Below are 21,285 nucleotides of genomic sequence, written 5' to 3'. Positions count from 1 at the left end.
CACAGTCACCCAGGGAGTCCGGCCATGAACGCCAACAAATCCATCACTGAACGTATTTTCCAGGCCATTGGTTTCGAATTGCTGGCGGTGTTGATCTGCACCCCCTTGCTCGCCTGGGTCATGGACAAACCGATGCTCGACATGGGCGTGGCGACCATGGCCATCGCAGCCTTGGCCCTCGCCTGGAACGTGATTTTCAACGGCGTGTTCGATCGCGCGCTCAACCGTCTCGGCTTGGTGCGTAACGCCCGGGTTCGGGTGGTGCACGCGTTGCTGTTCGAGGGCGGCCTGGTCGCCGTCGGCGTGCCGCTGATTGCCTGGTGGCTGAATATCAGCCTGTGGCAAGCGTTCCTGCTGGACATCGGCGTGTTGCTGTTTTTCCTGCCGTATACCTATGTGTATCACTGGGCGTATGACGTGGTGCGTGAGCGATTGGTCATGCGCACCTCTTGCGAAGGATAAAGCAAAGACCGCAGCCTGCAGCAGCGCCTACGGGATCGGGTGCAGCCACAATTATGCGGATATACCCGATCCCTGAAGAATACGTCCACCGTCAGCCAGCAGCGGCAGCAGGGTCTGTTTGCCAAAGCCGCGGCCGGCGCCGGTGATCAATGCGATTTTACGGTTCATGGGACTTCCGTTGGAGACCACGTCCAGTTTGCCGCCATGGGACGGCGCTGATGGCGAACAAGGGGTTGCGCAAGTCATGCCCCAGCACGGCGATGAACTGTTCGCGCAGCTCGCCGTTTTCCTGCTCTTGAATCAGCAGAATGCAAAAAGCCGCACGACCCGAAAGTCGTGCGGCTTTTTTTGATGTGTGTATCAGTCGTCTTTTTTGTTTTTCAGGACTTCGCCAGTGGCGGCGTTCAAATCCACGTCCCATTCAACGTTGCTGGCATCGCGCAGTTCGACTTCGTATTCATAGTTGTTGAAGTGGTTATCCAGATCGCTGTCGGTAATGGTGGCACCCGGGTGCAGCTTCAGCACGATCTGGTTCAGCTCTTCCAGCGGCTTGATCTTTTTATCTTTGACCAACTGAGGGATCTGATCGACAGGAACATCGGCCTGGGCCAGGCCTGCGGTGAGGGTCAGGGCAGCAGCGGTGAACAAGGCAGTCAGGGTTTTCATGGGATTCTTTCCTTGGATGATCTGTTTAAGTGGGATCAGAGTAACTGTGGCAACTTAATTCACCCTTAATTCCTGAAACCGTCTCGTTAGCAAGAACTTCGCTGCGGTGCGGCGATCCGACCAGCTCCTACACGGTCTGCGCAAAACCTGTAGGAGCTGGCTTGCCAGCGAAGCAGGCGCCTCGTTGTAACGCCAGGCGCAAATCAATACCCATTGTTCTGCAGCAATTGCGCAACACTCGCCGCCGCCGGCCGTTTATAAAACTTGAGCAGCTCGCTGGCGCGATTGGTGAAAATTCCATCGACGCCAGCGTCCATGACCTTCTGATAATCCACCGCATCGTCGACGGTATAGGCATGCACCAGCAAGCCCTGGTCATGGGTGTACTGGTTCATCCACGGTTGCACCAGATCCGAATAGCTTTGATCACCCCCGTGGGTCAGCCTGACAGAAGGGCCGGTGCCGATCGCGCCCTGGGCCTTGGCGTACTCGACCCAGCGCTGGAATTCAGCTTTGTCCTTCGGTTGCTGTTTGGCATAGAACGTTGCTTTGTCCTTGTCGCCGGACTTGGCAAAAGTCACCTTGGACTTGGGTTCGATGCTGCCTTCGCCGACCCACAGCAACAGGATCTTCGGCACTTGCGGCATTTCCTTTTCCAGCAGTTCCAGGCTGCCCTTCTCAAACGTCTGCAACACCACCTTGCCTTTGCCCTGGCCGACCGCCAGTTCACTTTTCGCCAGTTTCGAACCGGTCGGGCTCAACCAGCCGCGATCCTGGAGCTTCTCCTTGAGGTCGCGTTCGAGACCGGGAAACTGCTTCGGTTCCTTGGTCTCGATGTACAGGCCCGGCTTGTGCAGCGGATTGCCCTGGGCGATGTCGATGATTTCGTCCAGGGTCAGGATCTTCAGCCCCGCATAGGACGGACGGGCGCGATCCGGGTAAGCGCTGTTGAACCAGCTGCCGGCATCGAGGGTTTTCAGTTCGGCAAGGGTGAAGGCGTTGGCGGGGCTGTCCTTGCGCTCCGGAAATTTGGAAGCGACGTCGGTGGTGCGTTGCAGGTTGTCGTCGTGCAGGGCGAACAGCACGCCGTCCTTGCTGCGCTGCAAGTCCAGCTCCAGGTAATCGGCACCCAGATCCCGCGCCAGTTTGTAAGCCGGGGCGGTGGATTCCGGCGCATCGAAGGACGCGCCACGGTGGGCGATCACCGCCGGATGCGGGATGCCCAGGCGGGTCGCCAGTACGGTGGGACTGGGTTCGCTGGCGGCCTGTGCCTGGCCGAGGCCAAGCAGCACACTCAGCAGCAAAGCGCTTTGGGTGAAGGTGACGGGCATGGGTCGAGGTCCTTTCGCAGGTTTTCAAAGAGCTCCCTTTTAACAACTGAGGGCTGCCAGCGCTATCGCGTGACCGACATAAACCTGTTTCAAGCAGATTTTTCCCGCGCTTTTGTGCGGTTCTTTGCAGTACTCTTGGTCCCGGCAGCGTCCCCGGCAGAGGGAACGCCATTCACTTGCCTTGCGTGTAAACCATCGATCACCGGTCCTTCGCGACCCTTTGTGAGGTTTACCATGCGCATCACGTCCCAGCTCATCTGCCAAGCTGCCGACCAACTCCAAGGCTTCGTCGGCCTCAATCGCAAAACCGGCCAATACATCGTCCGCTTCAGTGAAGACGCGTTCGGCATGGACGTAGCGGATGACGGCATCATTCCCGTGAGCGAGTTCGTCTGGGCGGCCGGTCCGGAGCAGGCCATGACACTCAAGCGCGAGTTGATTCAGTTGCTGCTGGATCAGAATATCGACGACCGGATCAACATTACCGAGCCGTTGCGGGTGTACATGAATCGGCGGGAAGTGCCGGAGATTTCGGCGGTGCGCAGTCTTGTGCAGGGCTGAGATTTTTCATCCGCGTTCGACCGCGCGCGGTCACGCTGCTCCAGGTCCACGCCGACAGGTCGTCGGTTCGCTGATCAGCGGCTCGACTGAGCCTTGCCCACAAAGTGTTGATGCATCTCGGACGTCAGGCTTTCAATGCGTTCGGTCAGGGTCTTGGTCATTTCGGTCAGTCGGGTGTTCTGCTCCAGCAGCTCCAACAGTTGCGCGGAGTTCTGCGCTGCCTGGGCCTGACGTTCGGCGTTGGCCACGGCCAGCGCTTCGCGGTGCTGCGCATCGGCGTCGGACTGGGCTTTGTCGCGGGCGGCCTGGCGGGTCTGGGCCAGCAGTATCAGCGGTGCGGCGTAAGCCGATTGCAGGCTGAACGCCAGGTTGAGCAGGATGAACGGGTACAGGTCGAAGTGAGCCACGCCAAACAGATTGAGGCACACCCACACCACCACGATCAGCGTTTGTGCACCGAGAAAAGTCGGCGTGCCGAAGAATCGCGCAAAGGCCTCGGCGCGCAGGGCAAACCTGTCGGTACCAAAGGTCGGAGCCAGGTGAGCGTGAGGGCGGTGAAAACGCAGGTGATCGACGGGCGCGGTGTGTTTGGTTTCGGTGGTCATGGGACTCTCTGCCTGGCGCGGGGACTGAGGCTCACTATAGCGCCGGGGCATAGCCAGAGCTTGATCTAGACCTGATAGCACGCCAGAAACATATCCAGCGCGGATTCCACGACCATGCTCTGCCGCTCGGCTGACAAGCTTGGCAAGCCCATGGAAATCTGCGGCCAGAAGGCAAAGGATTTGAGCATCCCGTGAATCTGCTGCGCGGCAAATTCCGGTTCGACCGGTTTTAACCGGCCATCGGCCTGGGCAGTACGGATCCACAAGGTCAGGCTTTCTTCGCGTTCACCCATTCGCGCGACCATGTTCTGCGCTCGCTCCGGGGAGTGGATGGTGGCGGCGATAGCGACCCGGGCCAGGTCGAGAAAATTGTCGTCGCTCATCATCTGCAATTTTGCCAGCAGCATCCGGCGCATCTGGTCGCGCAGGGGCAGGTCAGGGCGGTAGGACGTTTCCGGTTCCGCGGTCAGCCGCGCCCACAACTGATTGAGGATTTCGGCGAACAACTCTTCCTTGCTGGGGAAGTGGTTGTACACCGTGCGCTTCGACACCCCGGCGGTGGCGGCGATCTTGTCCATGCTGGTGATGTCGAAACCGTTGGCACGGAATTCGGCAATCGCCGCCTGAATGATGGCTGCACGTTTTCGATCGGTGAGGCGCTGTGGGGCAGTCATAGGAAACGCTTCGTCAGGAAGTGGTAAAAATTACACTGAGTAGTTTACTTGGGATTAAGATTGATGCAACCTAGAAACTACACTGTGCAGTGTAATGCTCTGTTAATCCTGAGCATCAATCATAGAGTTTTTCGGCTAGTGCGTGCGTGCCCGGCCATTTTTCGTTTCAAAGCACAGAGCCGCCAAACCGCGGTTTTTCTGGAGTCTCAGCCATGGCCACTTCATTTTCCCCGGCGGACAACGCCTCCGTACCTGAAGCATCTCGACAGACTCAAGGGCAGTACCGCAACCATGCCCCGGTGCAGCGCGAAGGTTTTCGCAAAACCGTGCGCATCATGTGGGACATGATCTTCCACAAGCCAGACAATACCCGCCCGACGGCACCCGTTCCGGTGCAAAGACTGACGCAAGCGGCGTTGATTGCCGCGCCGAATCACAGCGTCTACCGCCTCGGGCATTCCACCGTCTTGCTGAAACTGCGGGACAAATTCTGGATCACCGACCCGGTCTTCGCCGAACGTGCCTCGCCGGTGCAATGGGCCGGCCCCAAGCGTTTCCATCAGCCGCCGATCAGTCTGGAAGAACTGCCGCCGATTGAAGCAGTGATCTTGTCCCACGATCACTATGACCACCTCGATTATCAGGCGATACGCAAGCTGGCGGACAAGACCCACTACTTCCTGACGCCCCTGGGCGTAGGCGACACCCTGATCAAGTGGGGCATCGACGCCAGCAAAGTGCGTCAGCTGGACTGGTGGCAAGGCACCGAGGTCGATGGCCTGCAGTTCATCGCCACCCCTTCGCAGCATTTTTCCGGCCGGGGCCTGTTCGATGGCAACAGCACACTGTGGGCTTCATGGGTGATGATCGACGGAGATACACGGATCTTCTTCAGCGGTGACAGCGGTTATTTCGACGGCTTCAAACGCATCGGCCAACAGTACGGGCCATTCGACCTGACCCTGATGGAAACCGGCGCCTACAACGTCCAGTGGCCCCACGTGCACATGCAGCCGGAGCAGACCTTGCAGGCGCATATCGATCTAAAAGGGCAGTGGTTACTGCCCATCCACAACGGTACCTTCGATTTGTCGATGCATGCCTGGTACGAACCCTTTGACCGCATCCTGGCGTTGGCCTGGGAGCGCAATGTGTCGATCACCACGCCACAGATGGGCGAAGCATTCAATGTGCTGCATCCGCAGCGAGGCAGTACCTGGTGGGATGAGGTCGAGCAGCAGCTGTACCAGCAGAGTGTTGGCTAAAGCGGCTACAGGGTGGGACGCGTATTCGTACAGGTTCCAGCGAAAAGTGATGACGGACAATTCCAGCGGTGTCGGTAGGCTGGAAGGCGAGTGAGCTCATTCACTCGCTATCAATCATCACAAGGAGCTTTTCACATGGATGTGACATTTAAAGCCTGCATGACGCGGTTGGCATCGCTTGTCCTGCTGTCGATCGCGAGCGCAACCCAAGCGCAAACTTTGGCAACCGAATCGGGGCTGGAATATCTTAGTGTCGATGAACTCGGCAAAAGAATGGAGCGCAATCAACTGAGTGCGGTAACGCTGGTGCAGCACTTGCAACAGCGGATCGAAAAGCTGGATAAACAGGGACCGGCGATCAACGCGATCATCGAGCTCAATCCGGAGGCATTGGCCATTGCCGAGTCACTGGACCAGGAGCGACGAGGAGGGCACGTCCGCGGCCCGCTGCATGGCATTCCGGTATTACTCAAAGACAATATCGACACCTCCGACCAGATGCAGACCAGCGCCGGGTCGTTGGCCATGGTCGGGCAGCCCGCCGCGCAGGATGCCTTTATCGTGCAACGGCTCAGGGCGGCCGGGGCGGTTATCCTGGGGAAAACCAACCTCAGCGAATGGGCTAACTTCCGCGACCTTTCCATCCCGGGTGGGTGGAGTGGCCGCGGTGGACAAACCAAGAACCCGCACGTATTGAGTGAGACGCCCTGCGGTTCCAGCTCGGGCTCCGGCGCCGCTGTCGCCGCCGGTTTCGCACCCTTGGCCGTCGGCACGGAAACCTCCGGCTCGATCATCTGCCCGGCCGCCCTCAACGGGGTAGTGGGCCTCAGGCCTACCGCGGGCCTGCTCAGTCGTAGCGGCATCATTCCCGTGACGTATAAAACCGATACGCCCGGGCCGATGACGCGCACCGTCCGCGAGGCTGCACTGCTGTTGAACGCCATGACCGGTAACGACGATGACGAACCGGTCAAAAAACCGCAGTCCGTGCGCGACGTGGACTACACGCAATGGCTGCAACCTAACGCCCTGGCAGGGCGGCGCATCGGTTATCCGGTGAAATTCGACACCGACATAGAGGCGAAACAACTCGACCCCCAGTTTTCCCTGGCGCTGGAAATCATCCAGGCGGCAGGCGCCACCTTAATTCCGGTGGAGTTCATTGAACCGGAATCGGAGCAGGTAGAGGAGGCGTTCTCGATGGGTATCAAGCGCAACCTGCCAGGCTATCTGGCAACTCGTAAAGGACTTGTGGCACCGAGTCTGGAAGCGATTGTGCAATTCAACGAAAAGTCCCCCGGGGCTGAAGGTTATGGGCAGACCCTGTTGAGCGCGGCCAGCAAGATCGATTTTGACGAGAGTACGTACAACCAGTTGTGGCAAAAAATCCAAAGCGAAAATGCGGCCGCCATTGACAACGTGCTGGTCACCCATCAACTGGACGCCCTGATGCTGGACGTCGGCTCACCCGGCTTGAACGCCGCCCCGCTGGCGGGTTATCCCGGCATCATGATGCCTTCCGGGATCGACGATACCGGGGTGCCGACCTCGGTGTACTTCTTCGGCGCACGCTGGAGCGAGGCCAGGCTGCTGTCATTAGCGTACGGTTACGAACAAGTGTCCCGTGCGTGGCAGGCACCGGCGTTCAAGCCGTAGGCAGTGGCGGGGATTGGTCAGAGGTTGGCAAAAAGAACATGAGCAGGCGACGACCCGGAGGATATAGCGCCGGGTCGGCGCTTCAGGTGAACACCACCTCAATTCGTCCCTCTTTTCTGGATCGGGGGGCCGACTTGACGACGATTTGCACATCACGCCCGAGCAGCAGAAGGCATTCCATCATCTTGGCTTCACTGATGCCGCGAAACTTTCCGCGCAACATCTCGGAGAGCTTGGGCTGCGACAACCCCAGGATTACTGACGCTTGAACCTGGGTCAAATGCCGAGCCTTGACGATCTCGCCAATTTTTGCGGCCAGTTGGGATTTGACTCGCATCTCATTGGCGTTGGGTATCCCGAGGTCGGCATAGACGTTCCCGCTGCTTTCTTCGACTTCAATCATTTTCTGATCCTTTCGCGTGATCCTGCGCCGCTTGAAATCTCTTCTTGATCAAACCGATGTCGCCCTGCGCGGTTTTGATTCCCGTAGTCGACTTCTTTTGAAAACAGTGCAAAACATAAATGGCACTACTGAAACGAACGGTATAAACGGCGCGGTAGGTATTCGTATCGAAGTCCTCAACCACCTCCAGAACTCCAGCGCCTCCAAAACCTTTTAGAGGCTTTGCGTCCGGATGCTTCGCACCACTCTGTGCCAAATCCAGAGCATGTCCAAAAACGTCCTGTACATCGGCGGGCATTTCCTTGAGATCCTTCTTGCTGCTGCTAACCCACAGGAGTGACTTCCTTGTACTCATGGTAAAATATACCTAAATGGGAATAATCGTCAATCGATGATTGTTCACTCAACCATCGCATAATCCGCCCGTCCCACCGGATTCGGCGTCGACCCCTTCACATTCATCCCTCGCCCCGGCGCAAACCCCGGGAAAAACACCAACCCCTCCGCTTCAAACCGGTAAGCCAACGCCAGCCGGGTCACATCCAGCACATCACGCTCGGCTTCGAATCGTTGAATGGCGTCAACCGAAACACCGGATTCTTCAGACAGCTCTTCGATACTCCAACCCAGCATCGCCCGGGCCTGGGCGCAGTGGTTTGGCGTGAATTGGAAAAGGGCGATACGTTCCAAGGTGATCTTCATCGCATAAGAGGCCATGGTGTTCTCCGGGCTCGAGAGTGTCGGTTCAAAATATACTGTGTTTTTGTACAGTTGTTTTGCCCCGGGATCAAACTCATTTTTTGATGCATTCTATTTCACCTCTTCCATCCAGGCCGACGGTGGCTCTCCCGGCACCCGGCGAAAAATCGTCGAAAGCGCCGCCGAACTCTCATCACCAAAATCCAAACGCGAGCATCCGGTTATCGACCAAGTCCCTTGTGTCGGGCGGCTTTCGGACCGAGTGCATGCCCGAATCCAAGTGGGTTTGCTAGTTTTGGTGATGCTAAGCACGTGGCACCAGGCAGGGTTAGAATCAGCAGGCCTATTCCCTGGAATATGCCTTCGCACCGTTCAAAATTTCATGCAGGAGAGCCTCATGTCGATCCTCGAAAGCGACTGGAAAAAATTCAAGGAACTGCGCAAGATTGCGCTCGATCGTTTTTGCCAAGGTGTACTGGCTGATGCCAACACCATTACCGAGCATGACGCGCTTTCGTCTCATGCCAGGTATGTGATGCTTTATCGCTTGATGCGCGATCGGGACAAAGACATAGTCCGGGTTTTCGACGCTTACAGTCGCTCCAAGGCACTCATGGCCCTGCGATTGATGGTCAGACACGACTTATTGACCGATGCAGACCTCTCGGTTCTCAGCGAGGCAGGGCTGGAAGAGATTGCTAACGTTGTTCGCCAGCCCTATGAGCTTGAATGGATTGAAGAGATCGAGCGAGACGACTGAGCATCGCTCATCGCATTATTAACGGACCACGAATGTTGATCTTCAACTGCACCGAAGCGGCCAGCAACTTCTTCAGTCGCATCCACAAGGGCAAGAAAATCACCCCAGTGGAAAAACCGCCATCGTCCGTTATCGAGGAAGGTGAAAAGGATGACAGCAGCGAACAGTGGCTGGTCCACGCCGTCACCGTCCAACGAAAACACGTGTTGTTCGTGATTCACATACCAAGCCGTTACTGCATGATCTTTGCCGATGCAAAAAAGGCTGACGCTGAGGGTTTTTTTCAACGCTTTACGGATCGCTGGATCAACGGCCTGATGCGCCACGCAGGGCAATACGATGTCCTTCAGTGGGTTGTCGATGAGCCGATGATCGAGCGTTTTCAGGAAAGCTGCGGCCAGTTCCGCCTATACCGACGCAGCCATCGCAGCGCGCAAAAGCACATCGATGAAATCGCATGGATTTTTCAGAGTTTTGCTGCGGAGTGGGGCTCGCTGCCAGCAAACGAAATCTCGGCATGCCGCTCCGATGGCGATATGAACGACACGCCGAGAAACAGCAAAGGCCATAAAGACTATTACTACCCGGATGAGGAAATGATGGTTCACTGGTTACGGCGATACTGCGGCCTCGATGAGTCTGACATCCAGGCTGCGCGGGCTAGGCGTAAAGAGGTGCGGCAGGAGATACGGGCTCTGGAAAGGCAACTTGACGCCCAATAAACCAACGCTTTGGTTCGGATTACTTGCCCTCCAACCCCGGCGCCTCACGAATAATGAAGTGGTCCAGGTTCTCGATATTGGCACTGAACACCCCGAACGTCTGCTCGGGGTTCTTCTTGCTCGGCACCTGCTGCAACTCCGGCGTCACCCCATAAAAGAAGCAATACAACTCGGCATCACTGTCGATGGCATGCTTGATCTCCTCCAGAAACGCCTTGCGCTTGCGGTAGTTCTCGATCAGCTTCTTGCTCAGGTAAACATTGACCGAATAAGGCTTCTTCTTCGCCTCATTCCCTTGCTTGAACCAGACCTTCTGCTCGAAATCGATGCGAAAGCTCTGGGTGTAATCCTTGATCTCCTTGATCTTGCCCCAGTAGATCAGCCCCTTGTTGTCCTGCAGATACTCGATCTTCTTGAAGAATGATGCATAAGGCGCCGTGTGCTCGCCGATCTTCAGCGGCATGCGCTTGAGCAGCTCCTTGTCCTCGAAGTTCGACACGAAACACTCCACCGGATGGGCGAAGACGCTGGTCTTGTCTGGCGCGGAATCGCGTGTCGAATGCTCGACGTCACTGGCCGTTGAAGGTGGTTTTGGATCATCCCGCACGACATCCGCCACCACTGCCGGGCTGAACGGCTTGCGCATATACTCACGCCGAGTCAGCAACAATTCCGACGGGAAATGCTCCTCGCGGCTGTCATCCGTTTCCGAACCGTCCGCTTCCACGCCCGATGCCGCCGTTTTCAAACTCACATAAGGACAACCCTCGACATGCCGGGTGCTGGGAATGTTCTTGAAATGCGGGGTGCGTACGTAATTCACATTCTTGGCGTTGAACGTCCCCAACACATTCCCAACATCGAACGCCAAGCGGCAAGCGTCGTTGGGGCACTGGAAGTGCTCCTTGGCGGAATCGAACGCCATCGTCTCGTCGAAATTCAAATCGCGCACGTCATAGATCGACAGCTTGGCGTCGAGGCTGAGGCAGTAGGCGAGGTTGAATTTCATGGTGGGCTCGGTCCTTCAAAGGAGGATGGCGTATTAATAGCGTGTCGCTTGAGATGACGCACCTGTTGATTCAAGTTCGTCGCATCAGCTAGCTTGGCTAACTATGTGGAGGTGTCATATGACTGAACGGCAGGCGCGCAAGCCTGGAAGGTTGAAGGGGAAGATTCGGATGTCTGCGGATTTTGACAAAACCCCAAAGGCCATCATTGATGGATTTAAGGGCCGCCTGTGAAGTGATTATCAGGGGGGAGCCCACGCATTCTCATCCCCTGTGGCGAGGGAGCTTGCTCCCGCTGGGCTGCGCAGCAGCCCCAAATCCAGCAGCGGTGAGCCAGACATACCCAGTTGTTTGCATGGCGACTGCTCCGCAGTTGAACGGGAGCAAGCTCCCTCGCCACAGATTCGATCAGCCACTCATTCCTCTTCCAGCCGGCCAACCTTTTCATAAAGTTGAGCAGTGAATGCATCCCGGTCACTTGAATGGTGACAGCGGCGATGACAATTCGGACACAGCGCCACCGCATTGCTCGGACGATCCGAACCTTCCTGCGCTAAATGCTTAACGTGATGAACCTCCAGAAACGGCTTGCCGTCCTTTTCGAACGGAGCCGGTTTTCCGCAACCCTCGCAGATGCCTTTGGCTTCTTTGCGCACCCAGGCTCTAACCTCAGGATCTCGTACAAAAGAGTTGCCCGAGCTCGAAACTTGTTGGGGTTTTAAAATCCCTTTTGGCTCGCCCTTGAATGATTGCTTCTCAAGTTTGATGGCGCGTTGTTCAAGCGTCGCTTCATCAGCCGTCGGTGCAAAATCCTCGGATGTCAAAGAACTAGGAGCGTTCAGCGCGTCGCGAATGCTGCGAATAATATTCGCGCCGACATTCTTGGCGGGTTTGTAGCCCACAATGCGATCTCGGCCGAGTTCAACCAAGACGGTAGAAATGTTCTGCATCCGAAATTCAACCGATCCTTTTGTGCGACCTGCTAAGGCTCCTTCGCGTAAGACACGATTCTCATGAGCCTTATTGACCGTCTGACCGCTCTGCTCGCGTGACAACATACTGAGATAGGCATCGACCGCAGCCTGAATCTCCGCGTCACTCCAATCGCTGGTGCTCTTTTTCGTATCCATACAATCGCCGAGGGTTGAAAACCCTCGGACGATACTGAGTGGCCATTACGACTGTCTACGAAAATTCCTACAGAAAAGAGCGACGCGTCGCTCAACGATCCTACAGACGGTTCCACAAGCACTAACCCACCGAATGCCTCGACGACTGAAATATCTCCACAGCCCTCCGCCACCAAGGCTTAGCCACCGGCACGTGTCGTTGTGTGCGATTGAGCAATAGATAAGGCATATCCCTTAGCCGAATCCAGCCTTCATCCTGCCAATGCAACAGGCTCAATGACATCTCCGGCCAATCCATCAAACTCATCATCGGCCGGTCCGCACTCTGCGGAAGCCCTGCATCGCGTAGCGTCGGTACCACCTGATGAGTCAGCCACTCACGTAGCAACCGATGCCCCGGCGCGTAGTGATAGACCAGTAACGCGTATACGCCAGACTCGCTGAGCATCAATCGCTCCTGCGGGTGACCGAAATACTCAATCAGTAACGTATGCCGCTGATCCTCATCCAGCTTGCTGACCATGCGGTCGCTCAAATAGATGCCCATCAAGCGACCTAAATCTCGGGCGCAAAACCAAGGCTGGTTTTCAAGGAGGAGGGTGTTAAGAGGGAGGTTTTGGCGGGTGAAGATTGTGGGAATGTAGGGATCAGACATGGCGAGCCTCCGAGAAGGGATGCGCATGGACAATGAAGCTGCTCAAGCAGATTTCCTTCGGAGAGAAGGAGAGATTTTTAGGCATATCCTTTACCTCTGTGTGATGTCAGCTTTCTTAGGGCTGGGTGCCGGGAGTTAAGAAACCCCACACAGAGGGCCGGACATATTCCCCTTTCGGGTCTTGTATTAGCCCACTCCCGGCATAACAGAGATTTTTTGACGTCCACGAGGAAAACGTAGGCACAAAAAAGCCGCTACTGTCGGGTGCGGTCAGTCCGCTGTGTGAGGTGTTTCTTAGGCACCGGATTGAGAGGTTATGATTTGCCGAGGGTGGTGGTCAAGGGTAGATATCTATATTTTTTGTGTTTCTAAATCGCGCTTGGCGCGAAGCTCTCTGCTAGCATGACTCCAGAATGTCAGTGATCGTGTGCGGTGGGTAGCAGATATAGCAATGAGAAATTATCGAGAGTTGAGTAGGATTTTTTCTACTAATTGCGTTGAAAGTCTTGCATGTGGAAATGTCGAACATGTGCTAGATGTTTCTCGTGCCTACATGGATGTTCTTCCTCGAGAGTTTACTCCTGCAGATGTGTATGAGGTTTGCTATAACGATCTTAGTAAAAATTATAGATTTGAATACTTCTTTAAAAATGTCGTAGCGAATAAGATTGTTTTAGGTCGGCATAGACTTTCGACTGCTACCCTGATATCAGAGTTTAGAGTTGAAAATAATAAGGCTGACTGTGTGGTTTTGAATGGAAACAGTACGTGCTACGAGATTAAAACGGATCTAGATAATTTTTCAAGATTAAATGATCAGTTGAATGCCTATGAGAAGTTATTTGACAAGACGTATGTGGTTATAGCTGAAGCTCATAGGGAGTATGCGTTAAAAAACATTCATGATGGTGTTGGGTTGATCGTGCTGACTGCTAGAAATACTCTGTCGGAGGTTCGAAGTGCCAGGCTTGCTAAAAGTAAGATAGATCCGAAGATTTTAATTAGATCGTTGCGTAAGCCCGAATATTTTTCAATGGCTTGTCAGCTTGAACAAGCACCTTTTGGTCTTTCAAATACAGATGTTTTTAATTGGTGTGAAGATGTTTTCTTGAGGGCCGATGCAGAGTTGTTGCGATCAATTTTTTGTAAGACTTTAAAGGAAACACGACGCTTAAGTCGAGAGTTTTCACTCGCTGTACCTCGCACATTGCTTATGGCTAGTCTTAGTGTGAAACTGTCTCATGCTAATAAAAATAATCTTATGAGGGTGCTTGACTCTCCAATTTAAAGGGATGTTTGATGTATTTTCCTATATTAAAGGGTAAGCAGAATGAACTGATAGCTTTGCGTGAGCTGTCAACGATAATTAACGCTCAATATATAAAGCCTGTAATAGAGCCGGTAAGGGAAAATATAGCCCCATTAGAGCGCACAATACAGCTGCTTGCAGAAAATGAGATAATCCCGCTCGTAGTTGTTAACCCGTCGTTAGGTGATTATGCTGGCGGTGAGGACCTCATAAGCACCTTTTTAGAGGGGGCAGAGGGTTCATATCTACCTTGTGTAAAAATAAAAAATCCTCAAGATGCTGCGGCGATCAATCTTTTCCAATCGTTTGGTGGTAGAGCTGCGGTGTATCTCGAAAGTAGCGTGGATAGATCTCTGGTTCATGTTGTTAATCAGTCGATGTACACGTTGGTGAATCAGAATCGAGTCAGTTCCGCTGCGTTTGCAGAGCTTAGAAATAAAGTTGTTTATGGGGATAGCTTCAAAAAAGAAGTTAAGAACTCGGATTATGCAGAAGATTCATTGTTCTCGGGTTTGCATACTGAGTACAGAAGGCTCGATGATGTTGTTGGTTTTGGCGATTTTACTATTTTGAGTGAGGATTATTCCGAGTCGGGCGGGCCTGCATATGTTGTGGCTGTGCATTTGTCATATATAAATCGTGAAGAGTACGATGCCATGCATGTGCGGCATTTTTCTTCCTATGATGATCGTACCCCGACAAACCCGGGCGGGAAATTCATGGATGCTCTGAATAAACTTGTCCAGTATGTGCGCGCTAATCCTAGTAGGTTTACTGAGACAACTGGATTGGGTGATTTTTTTAATCTTCATGCGTCCAGGCATTATCCAGGGCTAGGGCATGTAAAGAAAATATCGATAAAGCATCATATTGAGACTACATGCAGCTATATCCAGGAGCATTGAAATGGCCAGGTGTTGCATTCATTGCTTTACTGACTCGGTTTTAATCGAAGCAGCATCGAAAGGTGCTATTGGAAATTGTGCCCACTGCGATTCAAATAGGGTTCCAACAGTTAGTGCTGATGTCTTTTTTTTCATCGGTGGAACTAATTTTGTATAGTTTGGAAGTTTCCGATGATGGTGAGGAGTTGGTCGCCCTATTGTATAAGCAATTTGGGTTGTTTAGCCCGACGGTGGTGAAGGATCCCGAAAAACTAGTACGCGAGATGTTTGGTGATGAGATCGCTGAATTAAAGTACGTATTTAAATTTGATGTGTCGTTGTATTCAAGTCAGTGGTTGGATTTTAAAGAAGAGCTTAAACATCAAAACAGATTTTTCCCCCGAAGTACGTTAATTTCTCAAGTGTTAAGCCCTTCGGCAAGCAATGCAAGCTTCGAGGTTTTCTTAGCAATTCTTGAACAGTTGAAGTCACCTTTTGATGCGGGTGAAGTCTTGTTCAGGGCGCGGATATCTGAGAGTCCTTTGGCTGCTAGTCAGATGGGGACGCCGCCTCCTATGGTGGCATCTGGCGGAAGAGCAAATCCGATCGGGATACCGTACTTGTACCTTGCTGAAAATGAAGAAACATGCGTGGCAGAGGTCAGGCCTAACAATGCTAGTGTAATATATGTTTCGGAGTTTGTTGCGGTTGCCGATTTAAATTTGCTAAGTTTAACAAATCCTCGGTGCGACTCTTCAGTTCTAAAATTTGAAGAGCAGCAGATGCAGGATGTTCTTTGTTTTCTCGATTTGCTTGAACGATTCTCGCTTGAGTTATCTAAACCTGTATTGCCTGATAAGTCTCATATTGAATATATTCCTACGCAGTATGTGTGTGAATTTGTTAAGTCAGTAGCCAATTATGATGGGATTGTTTTTAATAGCTCATTTGGCCAGGGCCGAAACTACGTTATATTTAATAGTGGGAATTTTATTGCGAGAGAGCCCTATCGTGGTCAGGTTGTAAAAACGAGGCACGAGTTTTTAGCTGATCCTGTTTAATGTTGCTTAAGTATAGTTTTTGATTTTTATATTTGGCATGAAAAAAAGCCTCGAAATTTTTCGAGGCTTTTTAAGTTGGATCAGCTTTTTAGCGCATCAATCCCAGCTCAACGCCCCACCAGTCTGATACTCAATAACCCGCGTCTCAAAGAAATTCTTCTCTTTCTTCAAGTCCATGATCTCGCTCATCCAAGGGAACGGGTTAGTCGTCCCTGGATACTCTTCCTTCAACCCAATCTGCGACAGACGACGGTTAGCAATAAACTTGAGGTAATCCTCCATCATCGCCGCATTCATGCCGAGCACGCCACGAGGCATGGTATCCCGCGCGTATTCGATCTCCAGCTGAGTGCCCTGCAGAATCATCTGCGAAGCCTCTTCCTTCATCTCGGCATCCCACAAATGCGGGTTTTCGATTTTGATCTGGTTGATCACGTCGATGCCGAAGTTCAGGTGCATGGATTCGTCGCGCAGGATGTACTGGAACTGCTCGGCGACGCCGGTCATTTTGTTGCGGCGGCCCATGGAGAGGATCTGGGTGAAGCCGCAGTAGAAGAAGATGCCTTCCAGGACGCAGTAGTAGGCGATCAGGTTGCGCAGCAATTCTTTGTCGGTTTCGACGGTGCCGGTTTCGAACTTCGGATCGGAGATCGAGCGGGTGTATTTGAGGCCCCAGGTGGCTTTTTTCGCGACCGACGGGATCTCGTGGTACATGTTGAAGATCTCGCCTTCATCCATGGCCAGCGATTCGATGCAGTACTGGTAGGCGTGGGTGTGGATCGCCTCTTCGAAGGCCTGGCGCAGGATGTACTGGCGGCACTCCGGGTTGGTGATCAGGCGGTACACGGCCAGGACCAGGTTGTTGGCGACCAGGGAGTCGGCGGTGGAGAAGAAGCCGAGGTTGCGCATGACGATGCGGCGCTCGTCGTCGGTCAGGCCTTCCGGGTTTTTCCAGAGGGCGATGTCGGCGGTCATGTTGACTTCTTGCGGCATCCAGTGGTTTGCGCAGCCGTCCAGGTACTTCTGCCAGGCCCAGTCGTACTTGAAGGGTACGAGCTGGTTGAGGTCGGCGCGGCAGTTGATCATGCGCTTTTCGTCGACCGCTACGCGGGCGGAGGCGCCTTCGAGTTCGGCCAGGCCTTCGGCAACGTCGAGGTTGTCCAGGGCAGCTTTGGCGCGGGCGATTGCGGCGGAATCGGACGCAGTCACAGCGCGAGCTTCCTGGGCCGCAACGCCACCGGCAGCATCGAGGCGGTCCATGTTGGCTTCGGTCGCGTGGCCGGCGTTGGCGCCTTTGACCACGGTTTCGCCGCTGTCTTCTTTGTCGAATTCGTCCCAGCTCAGCATGACGTGTCGTCTCCTGCGTGAGGGCCAGTTGCCCGTGTGAAAACTGATAGGTTGGTTTTTCACACGACCGACTGGCCGCGTTGGATCTAAAGGAAATCGTTTTTTGCAGCAGTACAACGCAGGCAATAAACAGAATTTTGTACGGGTGTTCCGAAGCCGCTGACGGGCGCAGAAAACATGAACGGCATCTGCGTGGGCTTCAGACTGGCTATGACCCCTGTAAGGGAATATTGCAGGCCCGTTTAAGGCCGCATTATAAGGAAAAATTCAGTGCCGTGGTGCGTCGAATCAGCGCTGCGAAGGGTCGGCAGGGCACGTTTTCCGGTCGGAGCGAGGGTTTACAGGGCTTTGGCGGATGAAGTTTTTTTTTCGCCTGAAATGGCTTTTTTTTGACGCTGTGATCGGGTTGGCGGCGGGGTGGAGATCGGTTGAATCACTGCGAGCCATGCGGTACGGGGCTTACAGAGGAGTGTGGATGATTTTTGATCGAAATTGGCTGCCGTTTTTCTCGGGAAATGACCTTGGAACTGTCTGATTAAAAAATAGGCAGAAATTGAGGTTTTTCACTACATGTTGTGTTTTTAGTCGGTTTTCCATGTCTGTAGACACAACTAAGCCCGACCAAAGCCGGGCTGCAAGTCACCCTCGAGGATCAGCCCAGGCGAGCAGCACCCACGTGATCGGAACCATCGGCAGCGACCTTGGCGGCACCGGTGTGATCGAAGCCGTCGGCGGCGACTTTGGCGGCGCCAGTGTGATCAAAACCGTCAGAAGCGAGTTTGCCGGCACCAACGTGATCCGCACCGTCGGCAGCAAAGGATGCCGAGCCGGTATGGTCGTAACCGTCGGAAGCGACAGCTGCCGAGGTGGTGTAAGCGGCCGAGCCTGTGCGGTCGTAGCCGTCAGCGGCGAAGGTGTTGGCAGCCAGCACCGAAAGGGTCAGGGCGAGGATCAGTTTGGTTTTCATGTCAGTTCTCCAGGTTCGTTGGCGTTTTGTGCCTTGGTGTGGAATTCATACTACGCCGACAATTTTGATTAAAAAGCGCAAATAAACGCTTAAAATAATCGGATAAATCGATATAAGGTTCGGTGCGTCATCTGCCTGATACAGCGGGCGAATGGGTCGAACCTTGGGAAGAGGGGAGGCGGGTGATCAGCCGTTGGAGCAGCCGTTACCCATGACGCTGTAACGCAGGATGTGACGCTGACCTTTGGAGTCGTCGTATTCCATTTTGGCCGGTACAACTTCGCAGACGTTGGGGATTTCGCTCATCGAGATAACTTTGGCGATGTCCAGGTGGGTGGAGTAAGTGTATTCCTCAATAGCGGGTTGCTGTTGTGCGACATCAGTCGGCACCTCATCTGCCATGGCGGTTGCGCACAGGCTGCTGAGGGCCAGAACTAATAAAGCTTTCATTTCAGGTTTACCTTTTAAAGGTCGAGTGGGGTCACGCAACCTTTTGGGGGTTGCGTGTGGAGCTGGGTGGCCGGGATCTTGATTAACTGCCTTCGTGGGGGCTGCAACTGGGTTAATCACATTGCCTTGTTGGCGAGGCGGATTTTAGGCGTGGGGTGGGCATTCATATAGGTGGGGTTTTGATAAACACTTTTGGCGAATTTTGTAACAATCCCTGGATAACGTTATAGAAGCCGGCTGGCTGGCGATCTTGACGACGTGGTTTTTCAGGTACGCCGCATTCGCCGGCAAGCCGGCTCCTACAGGGGATTGCGTACGGCTTTTGGCTTATCACCGTATTTTGTAGGGGCTTGTTACTACCATCGTCGAATGGTTCTATAGGCCCGGCCGGGCTACAACTGGGTCATACAAAAACAACTATTCCACCGAGGTAAGAAAGATGAGTGCGGCTTCTCTGTATCCCGTTCGTCCCGAGGTAGCAGCCAACACGCTGACTGACGAGGCCACCTACAAGGCCATGTACCAGCAATCGGTCGTCAACCCGGATGGTTTCTGGCGTGAGCAAGCCAAGCGCCTCGACTGGATCAAGCCTTTCACCACGGTGAAGCAGACTTCTTTCGACGATCACCATGTCGATATCAAGTGGTTTGCCGATGGCACCCTCAACGTTTCCTACAACTGCCTCGACCGCCATCTGGCCGAGCGCGGCGATCAGGTCGCGATCATTTGGGAAGGGGATGACCCTGCCGAAAGTCGCAACATCACCTATCGCGAGTTGCACGAAGAAGTCTGCAAGTTCGCCAACGCCTTGCGCGGCCAGGATGTGCACCGCGGCGACGTGGTGACTATCTATATGCCGATGATCCCCGAAGCCGTGGTTGCCATGCTGGCCTGCACCCGGATCGGCGCGATCCACTCGGTGGTGTTCGGTGGTTTCTCGCCGGAAGCCCTGGCTGGCCGCATCATCGACTGCCGTTCCAAAGTGGTGATCACGGCCGACGAAGGTGTTCGTGCCGGCAAGAAGATCCCGCTCAAGACCAACGTCGATGACGCGCTGACCAATCCGGAAACCAGCAGCGTGCAGAAAGTCATCGTGTGCAAGCGCACCGCTGGCGAAATCAAGTGGAACCCGCATCGCGACATCTGGTACGAAGACCTGATGAAAGTGGCGGGCAGTGTCTGCGCGCCGAAAGAGATGGGCGCCGAAGAAGCGCTGTTCATCCTCTACACCTCCGGTTCCACCGGCAAGCCCAAGGGCGTGCAGCACACCACCGGCGGTTACCTGCTCTATGCGGCCATGACCCACGAGCGTGTGTTCGACTACCGCCCGGGCGAAGTCTACTGGTGCACCGCCGACGTCGGCTGGATCACCGGCCACACCTACATCGTCTACGGCCCGCTGGCCAACGGTGCGACCACGCTGCTGTTCGAAGGCGTGCCGAACTATCCGGACATCACCCGGGTGGCGAAGATCGTCGACAAGCACAAGGTCAATATCCTCTACACCGCGCCGACCGCAATCCGCGCGATGATGGCCTCGGGTACCGCCGCTGTGGAAGGCGCCGATGGCAGCAGCCTGCGTCTACTGGGTTCGGTCGGTGAGCCGATCAACCCGGAAGCGTGGGAGTGGTACTACAAGAACGTCGGTCAGTCCCGTTGCCCGATCGTCGACACCTGGTGGCAGACCGAAACCGGCGCCACCCTGATGAGCCCGTTGCCGGGTGCTCACGGCCTCAAGCCGGGTTCTGCGGCGCGTCCGTTCTTCGGCGTGGTGCCGGCCCTGGTGGACAACCTGGGCAACATCATCGAAGGCGTGGCCGAGGGCAACCTGGTGATTCTCGATTCGTGGCCGGGCCAGGCGCGGACCCTGTATCGCGACCATGACCGCTTCGTCGACACTTACTTCAAGACCTTCCGCGGCATGTACTTCACCGGTGACGGTGCCCGTCGTGACGCAGACGGTTACTACTGGATCACCGGGCGTGTGGATGACGTGCTCAACGTGTCCGGGCACCGCATGGGCACGGCCGAGATCGAAAGCGCGATGGTTGCGCACCCGAAAGTCGCCGAAGCAGCGGTGGTCGGTGTGCCGCATGACATCAAGGGGCAGGGCATTTATGTCTATGTCACGTTGATCGGTGGTGAAGAGCCGACCGAGCAACTGCGCCTGGAACTGAAGAACTGGGTGCGTAAAGAGATTGGCCCGATTGCTTCACCGGATGTCATCCAATGGGCGCCGGGGCTGCCGAAGACGCGTTCGGGCAAGATCATGCGCCGGATTCTGCGCAAGATTGCGACCGCCGAGTACGATGGGTTGGGGGATATCTCCACCCTGGCGGATCCGGGCGTGGTGCAGCATTTGATTGATGAGCACAGGACGATGAACGTCGCTTAACGGCGGTTCTTGAGTCAATGAAGCCCCGTCAGGTGTTGAGCCTGGTGGGGTTTTTTTTTGTCTGGGGTTTTTGTGTTGTTGGTTCTGGCCTCTTCGCGGGCAAGCCCGCTCCCACAGGGAACTCCAGTGAACACAGCATTTGTGAACGACGGAGGACCCCTGTGGGAGCGGGCTTGCCCGCGAAGAGGCCCTGTCAGGCGCCGCTTAAACAACGACCAATAATTATCGGCTTCGTTCGTAGTTCATTTCGTACTGTTACCCGTCACCCTTAAAGTA

The 21,285-nt window shown here is 54.6% G+C and carries 23 protein-coding genes; 10 read left to right on the top strand and 13 right to left on the bottom strand.

Annotation, left to right across the window (positions count from 1 at the left end):
* Positions 1-24: 24 nt before the first annotated feature.
* Positions 25-462 carry a multidrug/biocide efflux PACE transporter gene (locus J2W17_RS24340; RefSeq protein WP_307340604.1) on the top strand — a complete coding sequence of 146 codons (438 nt, stop codon included), beginning with the start codon at positions 25-27 and terminating at the stop codon, positions 460-462.
* Between the two features lie 360 nt (positions 463-822).
* Here J2W17_RS24340 and J2W17_RS24335 read toward each other — a convergent pair whose 3' ends face one another.
* The gene (locus J2W17_RS24335) at positions 823-1,128 is read right to left on the bottom strand and encodes a PepSY domain-containing protein (protein ID WP_307340601.1); all 306 of its coding nucleotides are present in this window, start codon (positions 1,126-1,128) and stop codon (positions 823-825) included.
* A 203-nt stretch (positions 1,129-1,331) separates the two neighbouring features.
* Positions 1,332-2,459, bottom strand: a complete 1,128-nt coding sequence (locus J2W17_RS24330; protein WP_307340598.1) for a glycerophosphodiester phosphodiesterase — start codon at positions 2,457-2,459, stop codon at positions 1,332-1,334.
* Between the two features lie 234 nt (positions 2,460-2,693).
* Between J2W17_RS24330 and J2W17_RS24325 the strand changes: the two genes are divergently transcribed.
* Entirely contained in the window at positions 2,694-3,020 is a 327-nt protein-coding gene (locus J2W17_RS24325) for a DUF2025 family protein (protein ID WP_307340595.1), read from the top strand.
* A gap of 74 nt (positions 3,021-3,094) precedes the next feature.
* Here the strand turns inward: J2W17_RS24325 and J2W17_RS24320 are convergent, their stop codons facing one another.
* Positions 3,095-3,625, bottom strand: a complete 531-nt coding sequence (locus J2W17_RS24320; protein ID WP_307340592.1) for a DUF1003 domain-containing protein — start codon at positions 3,623-3,625, stop codon at positions 3,095-3,097.
* A gap of 65 nt (positions 3,626-3,690) precedes the next feature.
* The gene (locus tag J2W17_RS24315; protein ID WP_307340589.1) at positions 3,691-4,299 is read right to left on the bottom strand and encodes a TetR/AcrR family transcriptional regulator; all 609 of its coding nucleotides are present in this window, start codon (positions 4,297-4,299) and stop codon (positions 3,691-3,693) included.
* A gap of 212 nt (positions 4,300-4,511) precedes the next feature.
* On the opposite strand from J2W17_RS24315, the gene J2W17_RS24310 reads away from it, so the two are divergent.
* Both J2W17_RS24310 and J2W17_RS24305 read left to right on the top strand, forming a co-directional pair.
* Positions 4,512-5,564 carry an MBL fold metallo-hydrolase gene (locus J2W17_RS24310; protein WP_307340585.1) on the top strand — a complete coding sequence of 351 codons (1,053 nt, stop codon included), beginning with the start codon at positions 4,512-4,514 and terminating at the stop codon, positions 5,562-5,564.
* A 135-nt stretch (positions 5,565-5,699) separates the two neighbouring features.
* The gene (locus tag J2W17_RS24305; RefSeq protein WP_307340583.1) at positions 5,700-7,220 is read left to right on the top strand and encodes an amidase family protein; all 1,521 of its coding nucleotides are present in this window, start codon (positions 5,700-5,702) and stop codon (positions 7,218-7,220) included.
* A gap of 82 nt (positions 7,221-7,302) precedes the next feature.
* Here the strand turns inward: J2W17_RS24305 and J2W17_RS24300 are convergent, their stop codons facing one another.
* The 3 genes from J2W17_RS24300 to J2W17_RS24290 are packed head-to-tail and all read right to left on the bottom strand — an operon-like array spanning position 7,303 to position 8,340.
* Entirely contained in the window at positions 7,303-7,623 is a 321-nt protein-coding gene (locus J2W17_RS24300; RefSeq protein ID WP_307340580.1) for a helix-turn-helix domain-containing protein, read from the bottom strand.
* The gene (locus J2W17_RS24295; protein WP_307340577.1) at positions 7,616-7,978 is read right to left on the bottom strand and encodes a type II toxin-antitoxin system RelE/ParE family toxin; all 363 of its coding nucleotides are present in this window, start codon (positions 7,976-7,978) and stop codon (positions 7,616-7,618) included. Before J2W17_RS24295 ends, J2W17_RS24300 begins: the two co-directional genes overlap by 8 nt.
* Before the next feature lie 44 nt (positions 7,979-8,022).
* A complete protein-coding gene (locus tag J2W17_RS24290; RefSeq protein WP_307340574.1) occupies positions 8,023-8,340 on the bottom strand; it encodes a helix-turn-helix domain-containing protein in 318 nt (105 codons plus the stop codon).
* A gap of 379 nt (positions 8,341-8,719) precedes the next feature.
* On the opposite strand from J2W17_RS24290, the gene J2W17_RS24285 reads away from it, so the two are divergent.
* Positions 8,720-9,082 carry a hypothetical protein gene (locus J2W17_RS24285; protein WP_307340572.1) on the top strand — a complete coding sequence of 121 codons (363 nt, stop codon included), beginning with the start codon at positions 8,720-8,722 and terminating at the stop codon, positions 9,080-9,082.
* A gap of 32 nt (positions 9,083-9,114) precedes the next feature.
* Positions 9,115-9,804 (top strand): DUF6933 domain-containing protein, encoded by a 690-nt coding sequence (locus J2W17_RS24280; RefSeq protein WP_307340569.1) that lies wholly within the window; start codon positions 9,115-9,117, stop codon positions 9,802-9,804.
* Positions 9,805-9,823: 19 nt separating this feature from the next.
* Here J2W17_RS24280 and J2W17_RS24275 read toward each other — a convergent pair whose 3' ends face one another.
* From J2W17_RS24275 to J2W17_RS24265, 3 genes are all read right to left on the bottom strand, one after another.
* A complete protein-coding gene (locus tag J2W17_RS24275) occupies positions 9,824-10,813 on the bottom strand; it encodes a hypothetical protein (protein ID WP_307340566.1) in 990 nt (329 codons plus the stop codon).
* Between the two features lie 414 nt (positions 10,814-11,227).
* Positions 11,228-11,941 carry an HNH endonuclease gene (locus tag J2W17_RS24270; protein WP_307340563.1) on the bottom strand — a complete coding sequence of 238 codons (714 nt, stop codon included), beginning with the start codon at positions 11,939-11,941 and terminating at the stop codon, positions 11,228-11,230.
* Between the two features lie 121 nt (positions 11,942-12,062).
* Positions 12,063-12,596 (bottom strand): BRO-N domain-containing protein, encoded by a 534-nt coding sequence (locus J2W17_RS24265; RefSeq protein ID WP_307340560.1) that lies wholly within the window; start codon positions 12,594-12,596, stop codon positions 12,063-12,065.
* Positions 12,597-13,047: 451 nt separating this feature from the next.
* Between J2W17_RS24265 and J2W17_RS24260 the strand changes: the two genes are divergently transcribed.
* The 3 genes from J2W17_RS24260 (at position 13,048) to J2W17_RS24250 (ending at position 15,850) form a co-directional block, all read left to right on the top strand.
* The gene (locus J2W17_RS24260) at positions 13,048-13,884 is read left to right on the top strand and encodes a sce7726 family protein (RefSeq protein WP_307340557.1); all 837 of its coding nucleotides are present in this window, start codon (positions 13,048-13,050) and stop codon (positions 13,882-13,884) included.
* Positions 13,885-13,895: 11 nt separating this feature from the next.
* Positions 13,896-14,810 (top strand): sce7725 family protein, encoded by a 915-nt coding sequence (locus J2W17_RS24255; protein WP_307340554.1) that lies wholly within the window; start codon positions 13,896-13,898, stop codon positions 14,808-14,810.
* Between the two features lie 77 nt (positions 14,811-14,887).
* A complete protein-coding gene (locus tag J2W17_RS24250; RefSeq protein WP_307340551.1) occupies positions 14,888-15,850 on the top strand; it encodes an RES family NAD+ phosphorylase in 963 nt (320 codons plus the stop codon).
* A gap of 96 nt (positions 15,851-15,946) precedes the next feature.
* Here the strand turns inward: J2W17_RS24250 and J2W17_RS24245 are convergent, their stop codons facing one another.
* The 3 genes from J2W17_RS24245 to J2W17_RS24235 form a co-directional block, all read right to left on the bottom strand.
* Positions 15,947-17,197, bottom strand: a complete 1,251-nt coding sequence (locus J2W17_RS24245) for a ribonucleotide-diphosphate reductase subunit beta (protein ID WP_307340548.1) — start codon at positions 17,195-17,197, stop codon at positions 15,947-15,949.
* Positions 17,198-17,849: 652 nt separating this feature from the next.
* Positions 17,850-18,164: a hypothetical protein gene (locus tag J2W17_RS24240; protein ID WP_150767754.1), complete on the bottom strand. Its 315-nt coding sequence runs from the start codon at positions 18,162-18,164 to the stop codon at positions 17,850-17,852.
* A gap of 186 nt (positions 18,165-18,350) precedes the next feature.
* Positions 18,351-18,614 (bottom strand): DUF2790 domain-containing protein, encoded by a 264-nt coding sequence (locus J2W17_RS24235; protein WP_038979415.1) that lies wholly within the window; start codon positions 18,612-18,614, stop codon positions 18,351-18,353.
* A 439-nt stretch (positions 18,615-19,053) separates the two neighbouring features.
* On the opposite strand from J2W17_RS24235, the gene acs reads away from it, so the two are divergent.
* Complete coding sequence (acs, locus tag J2W17_RS24230) at positions 19,054-21,009, top strand: acetate--CoA ligase (protein ID WP_307340539.1); 1,956 nt, start codon at positions 19,054-19,056, stop codon at positions 21,007-21,009.
* Positions 21,010-21,285 lie beyond the last annotated feature (276 nt).

Source organism: Pseudomonas lini (genome assembly GCF_030812475.1).
GTDB classification, from domain to species: Bacteria; Pseudomonadota; Gammaproteobacteria; order Pseudomonadales; family Pseudomonadaceae; genus Aquipseudomonas; species Aquipseudomonas lini_A.
This window is presented reverse-complemented; position numbering and strand designations above follow the sequence as displayed.